The organism is Kribbella sp. NPDC026611, assembly GCF_040638345.1.
Classification (GTDB): Bacteria; Actinomycetota; Actinomycetes; order Propionibacteriales; family Kribbellaceae; genus Kribbella.
In genome coordinates, this window is sequence record NZ_JBEZYC010000010.1 from 141174 (window position 1) to 158477 (window position 17304).

Here is a 17304-nt window from a genome sequence, read left to right on the forward strand (position 1 = left end):
CGAGGCAAGATAAGTAGCCGCTTATGCCCCGCAGGGCTACTCCGCGTTTACTCGAGGTTTTGCGCCGGAGCGAGTTCTGGGCCTTGCACATCGGTGCGATCCCGGTCGTGGACGTGGCGGAGGGCTTCTTCGAGGTGCTTGGCTGCTTCTGGGTTCGGCGACGGCGGCCGAAGTAGTCGTCGACGGTGGTGGAAGTCTGACGTGCCCGAGTTGGTGGCGACCTGGCGGGGCGTCTGTCCTGCGCCTTCCAGGATCGTCGCCGTGGTCTTCCAGAATGCGTGTGCGGTCACCAGGCCAGCTCATCTGCAATGACTGCAGGCCGGCCACTTCCGTCAGTTCCAGGAGGGCGCTGCGGTCCGGTCTGCTGATCAGCCGCCATTCGCGGTGTCGTACTCCGCGATCGGGGCCCAGCGGAAGTACACGGGTCATCGAACGTGCCGTGGACGCGGCCGTGCGACCGGATCAGCGTCGCCGACCCGTTGGCGTGCCCAACGGAGTATAGGAAGGCCTGGCGGGTGTCGCTGTCGATGCCGACGAGCAGCGTGCCGTTGTGGCCGCACGCCATCGCGGACAGCGTCTCGAACCCCTGCCAGGTCCGCGCCCGGACCTGCGTGACGACCGGCGCACCGGAGCCGGCCGAGAGCCGGATCGTGTACAGCGCCATCGACTTCACCGCCGCGAACCCGGTGTACGCGCCGGCCGCGTGCCAGGTGCCGTTGTCGATCAGCCAGTGGTGCAGCGTGCCGTCGGTTCGCAGGGCGTAGGCCGCCTCCCGGTGAACCTTCCCAGGGAACGGCGCCTGGTACACGGAGACCTCGAGCGACCGGTAGCTGCTCCACCCGCCGCCCACGCGCCGCGTCGTCGGCGGATGGGTGACCTGGCCGTACTGGTCGGCCAGTCGCAGGCCGCGGTGCTCGCGGTCCCGGCCGCATGCGCGTCGGCCTGGACCGTGGCTGCCAGGCCCAGAGCTGCTACGCAGGTCAGAACGGCAGCCTTGCGCGACATCGTCAGTCTCCGTTCGCGACGTCATAGACCGGGAGCTGCACCCAGCGGAAGTCCACCGGGTAGCCAGGAGCCGCGGGCACCTGACCTCGGGGCTGGATCACCGTCGACAGCCCGTTCGCATGGCCGACGGCGTACAGGTAGGCCTTGGGGCTGTCGGCGTCCTTGTCCAGGGCGAGCAACAGATTGCCGTTCCGGCCGCAGGCCATCGTCATGAGCGCTTCGAATCGTTGCCAGCCGCTTGTCCGCACCTGTCGTACGACCGGCTTCACCGGCGACGTGGTGGGGATCCGGATCGTGTAGAGCGCCCCACCCCGGGTGTTTGCGAGGAAGGTGTCGTAGGTCGGTGTCTTGGCGATCAGCGTCATCGTCTTGACGGCCGAGAAGCCTGGGTACGACCCGCTCACTCGCCAGATCTTCCCGCCGAGGACGTTCCAGCGGAACAGCACGCCGTCGCTGCGCAGCGCGTACGACGCCGCCCGGGAGACGTTCGGCGTCGTGCCTTCGGGGCTCTGGTACTGCGAGACCTCCAGGTAGCGGAAGCCGGCCCAGCCGCCGCCGAGGCGGGTCAGGGACTGGTACTTGACGGTGCCATCCGCGGGCCTTAGGTAGTAGCTGTAGTAGAGCGCATCGGCGATCACGACATACCCGTAGTTGTCGTAGCCGTCGATGTCCGTCTCCATGGTCTGCCGGGAGCTCAGGCGGACCGCCCCGGACTTGTAGACGCCGGGGGTGCCCCAGTTGTCCATCACTGTCGGCGGACTGCTGGCGGTCGGGGTCGAGAAATGATGGCCACCAACGCCATCGATTCCACCCTGCCAGACGTAACACGCGTTGGCGGCCGCCTGCGGGTGCGCGTCCGCGGCGGTGGGCACCAGCGCCGCCAGCGCGAGTACGGTACTTCCGGTCAGGGCAGTCAGTTGTCGGTTCATCCGTCCCCCTTCGGGAGAGAAGATACGGCCGCTACCGGAATTCCGCACCAGGTGGTCTGGACTCTTTCGCAACGGCGTGGCCGAGGCTGGGTCAGCCGCGCGGCCTGCTCCTATGCGCAGATGCGACCCGCCGTGAATGCTCCGATCGAGTCGGCGCCGCCGCTGTGGCGGTAGTCCATCGTGGCCGAGAGGGTCCAGCAATAGGTGTTCGGTGAGATGTCCCTCATGTTCACCTCGATGTCCTCGTACGCATAGGTCGTCGTGGCGAAGGAATACCGGGGAATAGTTCGGCACGGGCAGCCGCCGGCGGAGACTTCGTAGTACAACGTGACGTTCGAGGCGGAGAAGAGATTGCCGTCTACCGGATCGAGAGCGTAGTGCGCGCGCGCCCAGCCGGTCGTGGGGTTGAAATAGATGCGGACGCAGATCGCCCCGAGCGCACCGGACCGGCACGTCTTGGTAATCTCCGATTCACTTGCGTACGCCGGTGTCGCCGCACCGCCGAGCAGCATCAGGCCGGCGCACAAGAACATCATGACCTTCTTCAACTTCTCCTCCATGAAAAGAGCGAATGGGCGCCGACGACAACCGGCGGCATCGGATGGCGTCAGCTTGCGTAGCATGCACTGTAGGCACTCAACGCGCCTACCCCGCGCGGTGGGTATTCCGCGAAGCGCCAGATCAAGTTGTTGTACAGATAGTTCGCCACGCCCGTGACCTGGACCTTGTACTTGTGGCCCGATTTCACGGTGAACGTCGATGTCTGTGCTGTGCCGGACGTCCCGTAGAGCCGCATTCCGTGCGCGGCGTAGTTCTTGACGCCGTACCCGGCAACCTTGTTCGTCGCGCAGTCCCAGACCTTGAAGAAGAATGCCGTACCGCCGAGCAGCCCTGCCGGTCTTTCGATCCTGAGATATTTCCAGGACAGGCCGACCTGCATGTAGTTGTGGTAGCGGTACTCGCACGCCGTCGCCTGGAAGTTCCGAGACGTAAGGAACACCGAGCCGCCACTGCCCGCGCGCAGGCCGATGTAGCTGTCGGAGCTGTCGGAGACGCAGTGGCGTGACCACTCATTGATCGGGGGCGTCTGCGCGCTGGCCGTACCTGCGGATATCAGTGAAGTCGCAGTCACACTCACTGCCAGCCCACACACGAACCATCGAACGATTCTCAACATCGGCTATTCCTTTCGTAGCGAACCCGGCCCGAGCGCCGGCTGTCTCTCGAATGCCGGCCGGCGACCTTGGCATCGTGGCCGCGGCCGGTGACCCGAATTCCTGACAACTTGTTAACGTGTCCATGACCGGGGAGGCCGAGGCGTGATCGAGTTGCGACTGCTCGGGCCGGTGGTGCTCATGGCGGACGGTGAGGCCGTGGATTTGGGCCGGCCACAACAGCGACTGGTTCTGGCAGTGCTGGCGGCTGAGGCGGGGCGGGTAGTCGCTGTGGAGACGCTGATCGACCGGGTGTGGGACGAAGCGCCCTCCGGGGCACGGAGGGCATTGCACGTCGCGATCACCCGGTTGCGCCGAATTCTCGAGCAGGTCAGTACGGCCGATGTGCCGGTGCGATTGGTCCGCCGCGGCGGGGGTTACGTGCTGGAGATTCCCCCCGATCGGGTCGACGTACTGCGCTATCGCGCTCTGCTCGGTGAGCTGCCGGGTCGGGACCATGAGCGACTCGAATCGCTGCGCCAGGCGATGGCGCTGTGGTGCGGCGAGCCGCTGACCGGTGTGTCGGGATCATGGGCGCTGCGGACTCGGTCGTCCTGGTGGGCGCAGCATCTCGACGTCGTCGCCGCCTGGGCGCGTGCCGAGCTGGCGGCCGGGGATCCTTCGGCGGCGATCGGCGTGCTGGCCCAGCTCGCCGACGAACACCCGCTGACCGAGTCGTTGACTGAGGTGTTGATGCTCCTGCTGCACGCCACCGGCCGTTCCGCCGACGCGCTCGCTGCGTATGAGCGGCTTCGCAAGCGGCTGGCCAACGAGCTTGGCGTCGATCCTGGCGCGCCCGTGCGAGCGGCGTACCAGCAGATCCTGAGCGGTGTGCCGCGGATCAGCGTGGGTAAGACCGGGCCGGTGCCACGGCAGCTGCCGGCAGCTGTTGCGCAGTTCGTCGGCCGCACCGCCGAGTTAGAGGCCTTGAACGGGTTGCTGGCGGATGGGGCCGTACCGGTGACGGTGATCGGCGGTACGGCGGGCGTCGGCAAGACCGCGCTGGCCGTTCACTGGGCGCACCAGGTGGCCGGCGCGTTTCCCGACGGGCAGCTGTACGTGAACCTGCGCGGCTTCGACGCCGCTGGTTCCGTGATCGATCCGGCGGACGTGATCCGCCGGTTCCTCGACGCGTTGCACTTGTCACCGGAGCGGGTCCCGGTCGATCTCGAGGCCCAGGCCACGCTGTATCGCAGCGAACTCGCCGGACGCCGGATGCTGATCGTGCTGGACAACGCCCGCGACGCCGCACAGGTCCGGCCGCTGCTGCCCGGTACGCCGACCTGCCTCGTCATCGTCACCAGCCGCAACCAGCTTCGCGGACTGGTGGCGGCCCAGGGCGCCCACCCCGTCGTGCTCGACCTGCTCACCGAGTTCGAGGCGCGCGAGTTGCTGAGCCTGCGTCTGGGACCCAGCCGAGTCTCCGCCGAACCCGAAGCGATCGCCGACATCGTCACCCGATGCGCGCGGCTACCCCTGGCGCTGGCCTTGACGGCGGCCCGCGCCGCACTCGAACCCGACGTCAGTCTGCGGGCGATGGCAGAAGGACTCCATGATTCGCTGCGGCGTTGGGAGACCCTCACCGACGACGAACCCAGCGTCGACGTGCGTACCGTGTTCTCCTGGTCGTACGAGGCACTCGACACCGCTGCGGCGCGGGTGTTCCGGCTGCTCGGAACGCATCCAGGCCCCGACATCAGCGCTCCTGCCGCCGCCAGCCTGGCCGGACACGACATCGCCACCGTGCGATCGCTGATCGACGTGCTGGTCCGCGTGGGTCTGCTCGCCGAACACACCCACGGCCGGTACGCCATGCACGACTTGCTCCGGAGCTACGCGGCCGAACTCACACCCAAGACCAGCCCCGAACGCGACACCGCAGTACGCCGGATGCTCGATCACTACCTCCACTCGGCGAACAGCGCGGACCGCCTGCTCGCACCCCTGCGTCCACCCCTGACCCTCGACGAGGCCTGGAGCGGGGTTACGCCAGAACGCCAGGACAGCCCCCAGCAGGCGCTCGACTGGCTCGCCGCGGAACGACCGATCCTGGTGGCTTGCATCGAGCTCGCGGCCGCCTCCGGCTACGACGCTCATGCCTGGCAGCTGGCCAGGACCCTGTACACGTTCTTCAACCGGCAGGGACACTGGCACGACCAGGCCGCCAGTACGCGCATTGCCCTGGCGGCCGTACAACGCGTGGGTGATCTGCACGCGCAGGCACAGATCCTGCGCAGCCTCTCCTCAGCCTGCATCATGCTGCGGCACTTCGACGAGGCCGAGCAGCATCTCAATGCAGCGGTAGAGCTAGGCGTCCGCTCGGGCGATCTGCTGGATCGAGCCCGTACCCACGACAGCTTCGGCTTCTTCTGGGACCAGCGCGGTGACCCGGCCGAGGCCCTCAAGCACGCCGACCAGGCCCTCCAGTTGTATCGCGCCGCCGGTGACGAACCCGGCCAAGCCGACGCACTCAATGCGGTCGGCTGGTGTCACAGTCTGCTCGGGCGGCACGAACAGGCAGTGGAGTTCTGCCGCCAGGCGTTCGCGCTGCACGAGTCGCTGGGCAACTTGTCGGAGCAGGCCAACACCTTGCACAGCATCGGCCACGCTCACCACCAACTCGGCCAGTACGAGGAAGCGATGGCCAGCTACCACCGCGCGCTCGGCATTCTCGAGGACGTCGGCAACCGTTACTACCAGAGCATCATCCTGACCAGCATCGGAGATACCCGCCGTGCCGCCGGCGAGGTCCAGAGCGCCCGCCGCGCGTGGCAACAAGCGCTGACCATCCTCGAAGAACTCCAGCACCCCGACGCCGAAAAGCTCCGATCCACACTCGCAACCTCGCGCTGACGGTCGGCCATGACGACTTCGCAAGCTCGTGGGCGGGGGAGCGGATCATCTGACCGACGGTGTGCTCGCCGGCCATGAAGTGCCGGGAGTTACCGCGCTTGCGTGTTCAAACCAGATGGAACGACAGCAGTGATGCGCGTGCAAGATCTTCAAGGTCGGCGTAGCTCGCCAAGATGAGTTGCAGATTCTCGAGGTGCATCTTCCCGCGGTCGAACGCGCCGCCGAGTAGCCAGGCAGCCTGGCCGTTCGCGGTGGCCGGCTCGTCGGTCACCACGCGGTAGGTCGGTACCAAGGTCCTATAGTCGCGCTCGGTGTGCGCGATCGTCGTCTGAAGGTCCTTCTCTGGTGGATGGATGCCGACATTGATGTTGTCCACAAACTGCGCGGCGGGATCGATGGAAGGTGCGAGGAACAGCGCTGACTCCTGAGGTCTGTCACCCACCGGTGACTGTTCCCAGCCTGCTGGATCGGGGGTGGCGCGGAACGGTTGCTGAGGGCAACACTGGCAGGGTGGTCGAGTTGGCGGCCGGTTTGTTCGGGCCGGTCGGGATGGTGCTGGCCCGGGCGGTGCCTGAGCTGCGCCGCAGCGGCGGTATGCCGGGTGGCGCCTGGTTCGAGTTGAAGTGGGACGGGTTCCGGGCTGCGGCGGTGCTCGGTGATGGTGAGGTTCGGTTGTGGTCGCGCAACGGCAAGGATTTCACCGTGAAGTTCCCCGATGTGGCGGCCCAGCTGAAGCGCCAGGTCGGCGTGGACTGTGTCTTGGACGGTGAGCTCGTGGTGTCGACCGGCGAGCGGCTCGACTTCGACGCGCTGTAGCAGCGCAACGTGAACACGGCCGCGACGGTGCGCTCAAGACTGGCGCCTGCGCAGCCGGCGTCGTTCATCGCGTTCGACGTGCTCGCGGTCGAGGGAACCGACATCCGCTCGATGCGGTGGACCGTCCGGCGACGGCGTCTGGAGTCCCTCGGGCGGAACTGGCGGCCTTATCTGGACTAGGCAGTTTGTAGTCGGCGTCTCGGCGGGGTGGGTCCTGTTAGCCCATCGGCTCGGATATCGATGGCGTCGCAGCAGGCCCGTACGCGTCATGCCACGCCCAGCTGCGTGCAACGACAACGTCACCGCGGTGGGATCCGGCCGGAGGATCGATCAAGACACTGCGAACCGACCGGACGCCGAACCGGGTCATGTTTCGGGCGGCGGGTGGCCGCTACCCGCCCGCCCTTGGCCGGAGGTGCCGAGTGAGTACTGATCTGTGGGGGCCGGGACGCGGACGTTCGCGACGAGACGGCGTACGGCCTCGGGATCGCCGACGATCACGGCACCAGCCGACCTCAGCCCGGCCAGGTCGTCGGCGCCGAGGGCGACGTACTGCGTCTTCCAAAGCGCGGAGTATCAGCGCGGTACCGACGCCACCTTGCGTGTCTTCCTGGCGACGGCTCACACCCGTGTCTTCTTCTTCAGCCGGCCTTGCGCCGGCAGATTTGCTGACCGTATGCATTCACTGTTGTGGATCACCTGGCCAGGGGCTAGTTAGCGCAGCGCTGCCACTGCGGTTTCGATCATCGTGTTGGGAGGGCTTAGGACGTCGGGTACGACGCCGGAGCCTTCCCAGTTGGTGCCGGTGATGGTGTCGACGACGTACGCCTCGGGCAGGTAGGCCAGAACCGTCGGCGCCAGCCGGATCGGTGTGATGTGGTCGGCGGCGCCGGGCGTGGTCTGGCCGACGACGACAACCCGGCCGCGTGTCTGCAGGTGGTATGCGAGCGCTTCGCCGGATGAGAATGTGCCTGGGCCTACGAGGAGGGCGACCGGCTGTCGCAGACTTGTGCCGGAGGGCAGGGCGGGAGTCCACCACTGGCGCAGCCGGTCCGAGTAGATGACTTCGGACAGTTGTGTCGGCGTATCGCCGAGCAGCCGGCCGGCGATGTGCGCCACCGTCGCCGGATCGCCGCCGCCGTTGGCGCGCAGGTCCAGGAGGATCCGGGACGAACCCTGCGCGAGGGCGAACGCGGCGTCGAGATACGGCTGGGCGAGGTTGACGACGTCGAGGTCGTCGACGCTGATGAGGCAGGTGCCGTCCGGCAGCCGCCGTACCTGCGAGACGCATCCGGCTCGAGCCCGGATTACGTCCGGGTCGGGATCCGGCCAGCCCCGCGACTCGGTGTCGGGCTGTCCGGTGCCGCGGGGCTCGAAGGTGAGCGCGAGATGGCGGGAGACCGTCCAGGCACACCGTTCGATCGCCACACAGTCGGCGCTGGTGACCGGGGTATCTACGGCCTCGAACCGTTCGGTGAGCACAGCGATGAGCGTGTCGCGCCGGGCACCGGGTGGCATCAGCCGGAGCAGCCAGCCCGTGAGCCGCTCAACGAGGTCACGCACCACCACGGCGTCGGACATGATCGAACAGTAGAGCGGTGGGTCCGCGTCCAGCAGTCTCGACCGTTATGCCCGTAGCAGACGACAGACCTGGCTCCCTGCGTCGACCACACCATCCACAACGCAGACCCGTGCTCAGGGCCGACTTGGCCGGAGTAAGCGCGGAGAAACCGCTACCTGGTCGACTAATGCTGAATTACCGCTGGTGGGCGATCCCCCGCGGTGCGGCGGCGCACAGCGATGGATGTAGATCGAGACTTCTCCATCGGGGGTATGCAGGTGAATGCCTGCATAATGACGGCGTGGATGCTGACGCGATGGCGCAGGATGCGGTCTTCAGGGCGCTGGCCGACAGCACCCGCCGGGCCCTCCTGAACCGCCTTCGTGAGCGCGACGGGCAGACGCTGACCGAGCTTTGCGACAGCGTCGGCGGCATGACCAGGCAATCAGTGACGCAACATCTCGACCTGTTGGCGTCTGCCGGTCTGGTCACCGTGGTGCACCGACGAAGGATGCGGCTTCACTTTCTGAATCCCGAACCGATCCGCCAGATACAGAATCGATCGCTTTCGCCGTTCAACGAATCCGGGCAGGACCGCTCCGAGCCGGTGACCCTGTCGGTTCGACGTGGAGACGGCGCGGACCACACGATCACGCCGGGTCTCGATCTACATGTCGAGATCGGTAGCCGTGATCTGCGGGCCGGGCTGGAGCGAGATCTCCGCAAGGCGGTGCGGCATGGCCGGCTCAAGCAGGGTACGCGCCTACCTTCCTCCCGGTCTCTGGCCGCTGACCTCGGCGTCGCACGGAACACCGTGGCAAATGCCTATGCCCAACTCGTTGCGGAGGGCTGGTTCGAGGCACACCGCGGACGTGGCACATCGGTCGCGCGCGACCTGCCCGAAGCCACAGTGGTGGCTGAGTCCGACGGTGCTGAGCCGCGGCCGCGTTATGACCTGCGACCTGGCGTTCCAGACGTCGCTGACTTCCCCCGTGACGCGTGGAGCGCAGCCTACCGGCGCGCCGTACTGTCGGCCCCGATGGAGTCGCTCGCCTACGGAGATCCCTTGGGCCATCCGCGGCTGCGGGCCGCCCTCGCTGCCTACCTCGGGCGCGCCCGAGGCGTGCGTACATCCGCCGGCCAGATCGTGGTCTGTAATGGAGCGACCCACGGATTGAGCATGCTGTCCGCCGTACTCGGTCAAACGGGAAGCGCGACGATGGCCATGGAGTCTTATGGTTTTCCCCGACTCCGCCGCGTGGCGACAAGACAAGGCCTGACCGTCACTGCCCTTCCGCTGGACGAAGCCGGGGCCTGCGTTGGCCGGCTATGGCAAGCGCCCGCGGCCGCGGTGCTCCTCACCCCTGCGCACCAGTTCCCTACCGGAGTTCCGCTGAGCGCCGAGCGCCGCGTGGAGGTGGTCGAGTGGGCGCGGGCAACCGGCGCCCTGGTCATCGAGGACGACTACGACGGGGAGTTCCGCTACGACCAGATTCGAGTCGGAGCTCTGCAGGCAGAGGACCCAGATCACGTGGTGTATGTCGGCTCGATGAGCAAGACGCTGGCCCCAGGACTCCGACTTGGCTGGATGGCGGTTCCACGCCGATGTCTGGCTCCGCTGCTGAAGTTGCGGGAGGACAGCGACCTGCACACCGGTATCGGTGAACAGTTGGCCTTGGCGGAGTACATCGAGTGCGGCGACTTCGACCGGCACCTCCGTACCGCTCGACTGCGATACCGCCGGCGTCGCGAGCAACTCGAGCAGGCGCTGGGCGCACGGCAACAGCCGCTGGACCTCCGCGGCGTTCCTGCCGGTCTTCACGGCCTGATCGAATTGCCCGGCGGCCGCGAGACGGAGACGGAGGTCGTCTCACGCGCCGCTGCGCGCGGCTTGGCTCTTGCGGGCCTCAGCAGGTTTCGAATCAGCGACAGCCAGGACACCGAACCAGGCGGCCTGGTGATCGGCTATGCCCGCCCTCCGGCCCATGCTTTTCGAGGTGCACTCGCCGCCTTGCTCGACGTCCTCCCTCGCCAGCCGCCCCGCGGCTCCACGATGGCCTAACTATTGCTCCTGGCAACAGTTGCCGGAGGCAAGGCTGACCCGACGGGTGACGTGAGTGCCGTTGGCCCATGCGCGCGGTCCTGGTTTGGCGTCATCCTCGGGCGCACCGCGGACTTACCGTGGCTGAGTTCGTTCCCACCGACCCAGGGAGAAACTCATGCGCAAACTTGCCGTCGGCGCCGCAGCCCTCAGTGTTGTCCTGACGACCTCGATCCCTTCCATCGAAGGCGTGCACCTCTTGGCTGCGGGAGCGGACTCGCGTCACGGCAGCTGTGCGGAGAGGTTCGACCAGGCGCAACGGCAGGACATGGAGTCCTTCCGCGACTATGACGCCGTGGCGTTCCGCGATGTCCATCACCCCGACGCGACGAGCGTGTTCGCGGTCGGAGTAGTCGCCGTCGGCCGGGACGAGATCATGGAAGCTCTCGCTCCCTACTTCGAGGCCAAGGTGGCCAAGTGGAGCTGGACCGAAGTCACCAGATCCGTGCAGGGCTGCCGTACTGCGGTCATCGTGTACCGGACCCTGATCGAGCGGCCGGGGTTCAGCCGGCACGCCCTCAACACAGTCACGTACACCTACGATCGCGGGCGCTGGCTGGTCGTCTCCGATCAAGGCACCGAGGCCGGCGCTCCGGCCGCGAGGTAGTCTCCGCACCCTTTGAGACGCGACCCTGCCCGGGCGTATCCTGCCTAATGCGTGGATAATTGTGGATATCGGCGAATAATCACGGATGCGGAGGTGTGGATTGTCCGAGGTCGTGGTCTGTGGTGTCGATCCGGCTGTCGAGATGCGTCGCCGTGACGGGCGGGAGCAAGGGCTGCTCTTCCAGGTCCTTGGGCCACTGAGAGTGACAAGAGCTGGGCAACCTGTCAAGGTCCCACCGGGCCAGCTGTCGGTCATCCTCGCGACGCTTCTCCTGAGGCCCAACCAAGTGGTTCCGGCATCCGACCTCATCGGCCAGCTCTGGAACGGTCGCCGATCCCCGCGGGCTCGTCAAAATCTGCATGTCTATACGACGCGGCTGCGCCAGGTCCTGGGCCCTGACGGGCCGGCCGTGATTCGCACCGAAGACGGCGGATACGTCGCATCCGCGAGTGCCGAGAGTCTCGATCTCCTGCGGTTCACCGAACTCCTCGGTCGAGTAGACCGTGCGCATGCGGCAGGCAATCTCGCTCTCGAGGCGTCGCTCGCAGCCGAAGCGGTCGATCTTTGGCAACGTCCGATCCTGAGCAACGTCGCATCCGATGGGATCCAGCGAGACGAGGTCGATCACCTCGAGGAGTTGTGGGCCATCGCCGTCGAACACCGAATCGGCGCCGAACTGTCGCTGGGGCGCCATGCCGAACTGGTCCCCCGACTGTTGGGGCTGGTGGCCGAATGGCCGCTCCGCGAGCGGTACTGGGCGCAGCTGATGACCGCCCTTTATCGGTCCGGGCGGCAGTCCGACGCATTATCGGCGTACCGGAAGCTCCGGATCATTTTGACCGACGAGCTCGGAGTCGATCCGGGTCCGGAGGTGCAACAATTACATCAACGCATCCTGAACAGCGATACCACCTTGTTCGATGCCGCGGGAAACCCGCAGATCGTCAGAATGCGAACCGTTCCCGCACAGCTGCCGGCCGCCTCGCCAAACTTTACCGGCCGCGCAGTTGAGGTCGAGCAGCTCATGGAATCTCTGGCACCCAGCGAATCTGCAGGGCCGGTGATGGCAGTCGCCGCAATTAACGGCATGCCCGGTGTTGGCAAGACGACCCTTGCGGTCTACGCAGCCCAAAAACTCGCTTCGAGATTCCCGGACGGGCAACTCTTCATCGACCTGCACGGATTCAGCAAGGACGTGCTGCCGGTCCAGCCCGCTGACGCATTGGAGCGGCTACTGCTGGCGCTCGATGTTCCGGTCAGTGAGATTCCGTGCCGCACGGAAGACCGCTCGGCGCTCTACAGAAGCAAGCTTGCCGACACCCGGACCTTGATCGTTCTGGACAACGCCCGCGATGAGCGGCAAGTGCGGCCGCTGCTTCCCGGAGCCGCTGGATGTGCTGTGCTGGTGACCAGTAGAACGGCGCTATCGGGCCCGGACAATGCGTGCACACTCTCGCTCGGCTTGCTGCCACCCGAGGACGCGGTAACGCTGTTCGCCCACATCGCCGAGTTGCCGGTCATTGGCCCGCCCGAGACGCTACTCGAGCTCGTGGAAATGTGCGGGAGGCTCCCACTTGCCATCCGGATTGCAGGTACCCGGCTGCGCTCGCATCCGTCCTGGGGCGTTCACGAGCTGGCCGACCAGCTCCGTGACCCGAACCGCCGGCTGTCCGTTCTCGACGTCGGCGAGTGGAGCATTGCCGGGGCATTGGCCCTCTCCTACCGAAATCTCACCGGCCCGCAACAGCAGCTGTATCGATTTCTCGGACTCCATCCGGGTGTGGAGGTGGAAGCTGCCGCCGCTGCCGCGATGATCGGGCGCAGCACGGAGGAGACCAGCGGGCTGCTCGAGAAGCTGCTTGATGCACACCTGCTGAGCGAGCCTGCGCCTGACCGATTCCGTTTCCATCCGCTGGTGAGAATCCATGCAGCGGCGTTATCAGCTCGCAACGACCCTTCCGAGGCTCGCAGCGCCGTACTTGTTCGGCTGATCGACCACTACACGGTGTCCGCCGGGATGCGGACAGCGACCCCCGTTCCGAATCCGCCGACACCGCTCGACACAGAGTTGTCGGATCTCGCGGCAGCCACGCTCGATGCCGCGAATCACCTCGATCGAGCCCAAGCGCTGGCCGTGGCCAAGGCCATTCGCCGCAGCCTCTCCTTACAGTGATTCAGTCGTTCTCGCGTAAGAGGGCCCGCAGGAGATCCGAGGACTTCCGCGGATTCAGGGCGGAGGCAGCCATCCTGGCCCAGGCGGTCTCGTACGGCGCGACATCTTGTCCCGTGAAGGTCAACAGAGCACCGGGGGTTTCGACCTGCACGGCCTGCGGGTCTTTTGCTTCGTCGGCGAGGTCGTACATGACCCAACCGCACATGATCGCCTGACGCATCGGTGCGTCGTCTGGGACGATCCGGACGGTTACGTTCGGCAGCTCGTTCGCGTCCAGCATCGCCGACCACGCCTCACGCAGTACCGTCGCTGGAAGGCCCGCAGGCAGCGCGCGAAGTCCAGTCTGGGTCGCAATGACGTCAAGTGGGGTGCCCTCCTCGAAGATGAGGCGCTTGCGCTCTGCCCTCACCTCGATTGCCAGCTCGAGGTCCCAGACGTCAACGTCGTCGATGCGCATTCCAAGCATCAGCGCTCGTGCATACGCAAGCGGTTGGAAGGGTCCTGGCACCATGAACGGCTGAAACCAGCGGATTCTGGTCGCCAGGGGGTCGTACGCTATCGACTGGCGCTGCCGACGCGCGGGGCCTCGTCGATAGACCGCGCGCCAGCCGACGACATCGAGTTGGGCGTCGTCTGCCAGCTTGCGCGCGCGATCTCGAATGGTCTGGTCCGCCCCGGTGAGATTCAGCCAGCGCTCGATCACCTCGAGGCTGGGCCGGACTTGGCCGGTTTCCATGCGCGACACTGTTGCCTGCCCCACGCCGAGCCTCGCAGCGAGCTCGAGGCCGGAATAACGACTCCGGCGTCGGAGAATTCTCAGCTCCGCACCGAGCTGCCGGCGCGAGTCCAACGGTGCCGACGCCACCGTGCTCCCTCCTTCGCCATCGTCCGTTGACCCAAGCATAGGTTCTGGGCCCCGGCCGGCGAGGCTTCGTGTGAGCGATGTGAAAGGGGCCCGGAGCTAGCGTCCATGGTTGACCGATCAACCATGGAGTCCCCAATGCGTGTAACTGCAATGCTGGTACTTGTCGTCGGCGGTGTGTTGATCGCCCCGCCGGCGGTCGCGGTCGCCGATACAACCCCGCCGTCGGCGCCGCAACAGCTGCGGATCTCCGGCGAGTTCCGCGGCGAAGCAATCCTCCGCTGGGACGCCTCGACCGACGACTCGGGAGTGATCTATCACTACTGGGTGCTGGTCGACGGGCAACAGCGGGCCAGGCCGGCTGCCACGACATACAACATCGACACCCTCGTCCAGCTCTGCCGCATCACGGCAGGTTCGCACGTCATCACGGTGCAGGCGGTCGACCCATCTTTGAACCGTTCGCTGCCGAGCAACCCAGTGGGCGTCGTGGTCGGGAGCGGGATCGGATCGTGACCAGTGCAGAGCCGAGTCCGTTGGCAGGGCGGCGGGAATGGGTTGGTCTGGCAGTGCTCGGAGTGCCGGTCTTCCTGATCGCGATGGATTTCTCCGTGCTGTACCTCGCCATCCCCCGTCTGACCGTCGACCTCGCGCCGACCGGCATCCAGCAACTGTGGATCGTCGATGTCTACGGCTTCGTGATCGCGGGCTTTCTGGTCACCATGGGCACGATCGGCGACCGAATCGGCCGGAAGAAGCCTTTGCTCTTCGGTGCCGCCTTGTTCGGCATCGCCTCTGTAGCGGCAGCCTTTTCCGCCAGTCCGGAGATGCTCATCGCCAGTCGTGCGCTACTCGGCGTCGCGGGTGCAGCGGTGATGCCGTCGGTGCTGGCCCTGGTCATCGGGATGTTCACCGACGAGAAGCAACGCAGTCGTGCCATCGCCATCTATCTGGCCTGCTTCATGGGCGGACTGACGCTCGGTCCGCTGGTCGGTGGAGTGCTGCTCGAGTACTTCTGGTGGGGCTCAGTGTTCCTGGTGTCCTTGCCAGGGATAGTGCTGTTGCTGGCATTCGGGCCCTTCCTGCTTCCGGACCAGAAAGTGCATCAGTCCGGCAAGGTGGACCCGGTCAGCGTCGTACTGTCGCTCGCGGCGATCTTGCCGTTCGTTTATGGATTGAAGGGTCTGGCTCGGTACGGCTGGGGGTGGTTCCCCGCCGTGGCGCTGGCATTCGGCCTGGCGGTAGGGGTCGTGTTCGTCCAGCGGCAGCGGCACTTGGAGCAACCTCTGCTCGACCTACGTCTGTTCGGCAACCGCACGTTCAGCGCCGCGACGGCGTTGTTCTTCACGACAGCGCTGGTAGGCGCCGGTGTCTCCCTCCTCGTCAACCTGTACCTCCAGAACGTCGCCGGGCTGACCCCGCTGGCGGCCGGCCTCCTCCTGTTGCTTCCCAACGTGCTCATGATCGCCGGCAACCTTGCCACCCCGCCGGTGGCAAACCATGTCCGCCCGGCGTACCTGATCGCGGGTGGGCTGGTCGTTGCCGGTGTCGGCTATCTGGGCTTCACGCTGGCCGATTCGACGTCCGGGCCTGGGATGATCTTCATCGCGATGTGTGTCGTCATGCTCGGAACGGCGCCACTGGCCGCGCTCTGCAATCACCTCGCCATGGGCGCCGTGCCCGCGGACAAGGCAGGCTCAGGCGCGTCAATCGTACAAACCACCACTGAGCTCGCCCTCGGGCTCGGCATCGCGACGCTTGGCACGCTCGGTACGGCGGTGTATCGCAGCAACATGGAGGGCGCCCTCGGCGCGTTACCGGCCGATGCGGCGAACGCCGCCCGCGAGAGCGTCGACCGCGCTGTCGAGGCTGCCGGTCAGCTGCCTTCCGGCCAGGGCGGCGGCCTCCTGGCCGCCGCACGTGACGCCTTCACGTCCGGTGTGCACGTCGTGGGCGTCGTCAGTGCCATCTTCTACGCCGGCATGGCTGTACTCGCCGTCCGAGCGTTCAGGCAGGTGCGGAACACGCAAGGTGGCGACGCCAGGGAGCTCGAACAGGAGCCCACCTTGGTAGCGGAGGGCGAGGCTGCCAACGAGACGTGAACTGACGCAAGGACTCGCGTGACCGACACCGCAATTGGAGGCGTTGGGTGTCCAGATCGGGTGCGGGCGAACAACGGGCGAGCTTTGGTGACGTCCTTCGGGTAGGGGAGTTCCGCGCGTTGTGGCTGGCCGAATTGCAATCTGTGGCAGGCGACATGGTCCTGCCAGGCGTTCCGGTCGTGGGCCTTGGCGGCCTGCTGATCGTTGTGCAGTTGTTGGCCGCGCCGTTCGCGGCAGCCCAGATCGCCACCTTGCCGCTGGCCCTCGAGGGAGATCGGTTTGATGTAGCGCAGGCGACTCGTCAGATTACGGTGCAGGCGGCGCAGATGAGCGGCTTCGCCGTCGGTGGCGCTCTGGTTGCGTGGATCGGCGCCAGGCCTGCACTGGCGGTCGACGCGCTGACGTTCGCAGGCTCCGCGATCCTGATCCGGACCGGTGTCAGGCACCGGCCGGCAGCCGGATACCGGAGGGACCTGCCGAACGCAGGCTCTGCGGCTAGGCCCTCGGGCCCGATGTAGAAACCGGCGAGCATGGCAAGGGCGTACAGCGCGGGCAGGCCCGGGATGCCTGCGATGACCCGGGCGCCGTGGAGGGAGGATGACCAGAACCGGTGCCGCCGGTGCTGAGTCACCGGTCGGCGGGATACCCGGATCAGCAGGACGGCCGAGGCCGCGAACGTCATCGCGTCGGCCACCAAGGCTATATAAGGGCTCGCCAGTCCGACGAGGACACCGCCCGCGGCGAACCCGACCAGCTGTGCGGTCTGGTTGATCATGGCGCGCGCGGCAAGCCCTGCGATGTAGGCATCACCGGACAACAGCTCAGGTAGCAGCGCCAGTCGCGCGGAGCGGAACGGCCCGCCGACAAGGGCGACGCCCGCCATTCCGGCACAGACAACGGCCAAGGGCATCCCCGGCACTGCCATGGACACCACCAGAACAAAGCTGACAAAGTCGCACCCGATCATCACGTCCCGGCGTTGTGCCACCCATGGGTAAACCCTACGAAGCCAAGGGCTTCATGACTCTTACATCACGCCAAGCTCGTCACGGTAGGCACAGAGTTTGCTGCGAGGTCTGCG

At 66.4% G+C, this 17304-nt stretch carries 17 protein-coding genes; 8 read left to right on the plus strand and 9 right to left on the minus strand.

Annotation, left to right across the window (positions count from 1 at the left end; all coding sequences use genetic code 11):
• Positions 1-47 precede the first annotated feature (47 nt).
• The 5 genes from AB0E69_RS33920 to AB0E69_RS33940 form a co-directional block, all read right to left on the minus strand.
• Entirely contained in the window at positions 48-290 is a 243-nt protein-coding gene (locus AB0E69_RS33920) for a hypothetical protein (protein WP_360155729.1), read from the minus strand.
• Complete coding sequence (locus AB0E69_RS33925; RefSeq protein WP_360155732.1) at positions 287-1030, minus strand: hypothetical protein; 744 nt, start codon at positions 1028-1030, stop codon at positions 287-289. The genes AB0E69_RS33920 and AB0E69_RS33925 overlap by 4 nt, the downstream gene beginning before the upstream one ends.
• Complete coding sequence (locus AB0E69_RS33930) at positions 1008-1934, minus strand: hypothetical protein (protein WP_360155735.1); 927 nt, start codon at positions 1932-1934, stop codon at positions 1008-1010. The genes AB0E69_RS33925 and AB0E69_RS33930 overlap by 23 nt, the downstream gene beginning before the upstream one ends.
• Positions 1935-2044: 110 nt before the next feature.
• Positions 2045-2494 carry a hypothetical protein gene (locus AB0E69_RS33935; RefSeq protein ID WP_360155738.1) on the minus strand — a complete coding sequence of 150 codons (450 nt, stop codon included), beginning with the start codon at positions 2492-2494 and terminating at the stop codon, positions 2045-2047.
• Between the two features lie 47 nt (positions 2495-2541).
• A complete protein-coding gene (locus AB0E69_RS33940) occupies positions 2542-3066 on the minus strand; it encodes a hypothetical protein (RefSeq protein WP_360155741.1) in 525 nt (174 codons plus the stop codon).
• 187 nt (positions 3067-3253) lie between these two features.
• Between AB0E69_RS33940 and AB0E69_RS33945 the strand changes: the two genes are divergently transcribed.
• Positions 3254-6001 carry a BTAD domain-containing putative transcriptional regulator gene (locus AB0E69_RS33945; protein ID WP_360155744.1) on the plus strand — a complete coding sequence of 916 codons (2748 nt, stop codon included), beginning with the start codon at positions 3254-3256 and terminating at the stop codon, positions 5999-6001.
• 106 nt (positions 6002-6107) lie between these two features.
• Here the strand turns inward: AB0E69_RS33945 and AB0E69_RS33950 are convergent, their stop codons facing one another.
• A complete protein-coding gene (locus tag AB0E69_RS33950; protein ID WP_360155747.1) occupies positions 6108-6443 on the minus strand; it encodes a hypothetical protein in 336 nt (111 codons plus the stop codon).
• Positions 6444-6511: 68 nt separating this feature from the next.
• On the opposite strand from AB0E69_RS33950, the gene AB0E69_RS33955 reads away from it, so the two are divergent.
• Together AB0E69_RS33955 and AB0E69_RS33960 are read left to right on the plus strand one after the other, a co-directional pair.
• Positions 6512-6817, plus strand: coding sequence for a hypothetical protein (locus tag AB0E69_RS33955; RefSeq protein WP_360155750.1), 306 nt, complete (start codon positions 6512-6514; stop codon positions 6815-6817).
• Positions 6818-6826: 9 nt separating this feature from the next.
• Positions 6827-6997, plus strand: a complete 171-nt coding sequence (locus tag AB0E69_RS33960) for a hypothetical protein (RefSeq protein ID WP_360155753.1) — start codon at positions 6827-6829, stop codon at positions 6995-6997.
• Positions 6998-7531: 534 nt separating this feature from the next.
• Here AB0E69_RS33960 and AB0E69_RS33965 read toward each other — a convergent pair.
• Positions 7532-8398 (minus strand): S41 family peptidase, encoded by an 867-nt coding sequence (locus tag AB0E69_RS33965; protein WP_360155756.1) that lies wholly within the window; start codon positions 8396-8398, stop codon positions 7532-7534.
• Positions 8399-8679: 281 nt separating this feature from the next.
• On the opposite strand from AB0E69_RS33965, the gene AB0E69_RS33970 reads away from it, so the two are divergent.
• The 3 genes from AB0E69_RS33970 (at position 8680) to AB0E69_RS33980 (ending at position 13259) form a co-directional block, all read left to right on the plus strand.
• Positions 8680-10440, plus strand: a complete 1761-nt coding sequence (locus AB0E69_RS33970; protein ID WP_360155759.1) for an aminotransferase class I/II-fold pyridoxal phosphate-dependent enzyme — start codon at positions 8680-8682, stop codon at positions 10438-10440.
• A gap of 157 nt (positions 10441-10597) precedes the next feature.
• Positions 10598-11086 (plus strand): DUF4440 domain-containing protein, encoded by a 489-nt coding sequence (locus tag AB0E69_RS33975; protein ID WP_360155762.1) that lies wholly within the window; start codon positions 10598-10600, stop codon positions 11084-11086.
• 100 nt (positions 11087-11186) lie between these two features.
• The gene (locus AB0E69_RS33980) at positions 11187-13259 is read left to right on the plus strand and encodes a BTAD domain-containing putative transcriptional regulator (protein WP_360155765.1); all 2073 of its coding nucleotides are present in this window, start codon (positions 11187-11189) and stop codon (positions 13257-13259) included.
• 1 nt (position 13260) lies between these two features.
• On the opposite strand, the gene AB0E69_RS33985 is transcribed toward AB0E69_RS33980, so the two are convergent.
• A complete protein-coding gene (locus AB0E69_RS33985) occupies positions 13261-14163 on the minus strand; it encodes a helix-turn-helix transcriptional regulator (RefSeq protein WP_360155768.1) in 903 nt (300 codons plus the stop codon).
• Between the two features lie 96 nt (positions 14164-14259).
• On the opposite strand from AB0E69_RS33985, the gene AB0E69_RS33990 reads away from it, so the two are divergent.
• Positions 14260-14637, plus strand: coding sequence for a fibronectin type III domain-containing protein (locus AB0E69_RS33990; RefSeq protein WP_360155771.1), 378 nt, complete (start codon positions 14260-14262; stop codon positions 14635-14637).
• Positions 14634-16223, plus strand: a complete 1590-nt coding sequence (locus AB0E69_RS33995; RefSeq protein ID WP_360155774.1) for an MFS transporter — start codon at positions 14634-14636, stop codon at positions 16221-16223. Before AB0E69_RS33990 ends, AB0E69_RS33995 begins: the two co-directional genes overlap by 4 nt.
• A 301-nt stretch (positions 16224-16524) precedes the next feature.
• Here AB0E69_RS33995 and AB0E69_RS34000 read toward each other — a convergent pair whose 3' ends face one another.
• Complete coding sequence (locus AB0E69_RS34000; RefSeq protein WP_360155777.1) at positions 16525-17211, minus strand: hypothetical protein; 687 nt, start codon at positions 17209-17211, stop codon at positions 16525-16527.
• Positions 17212-17304: the final 93 nt, after the last annotated feature.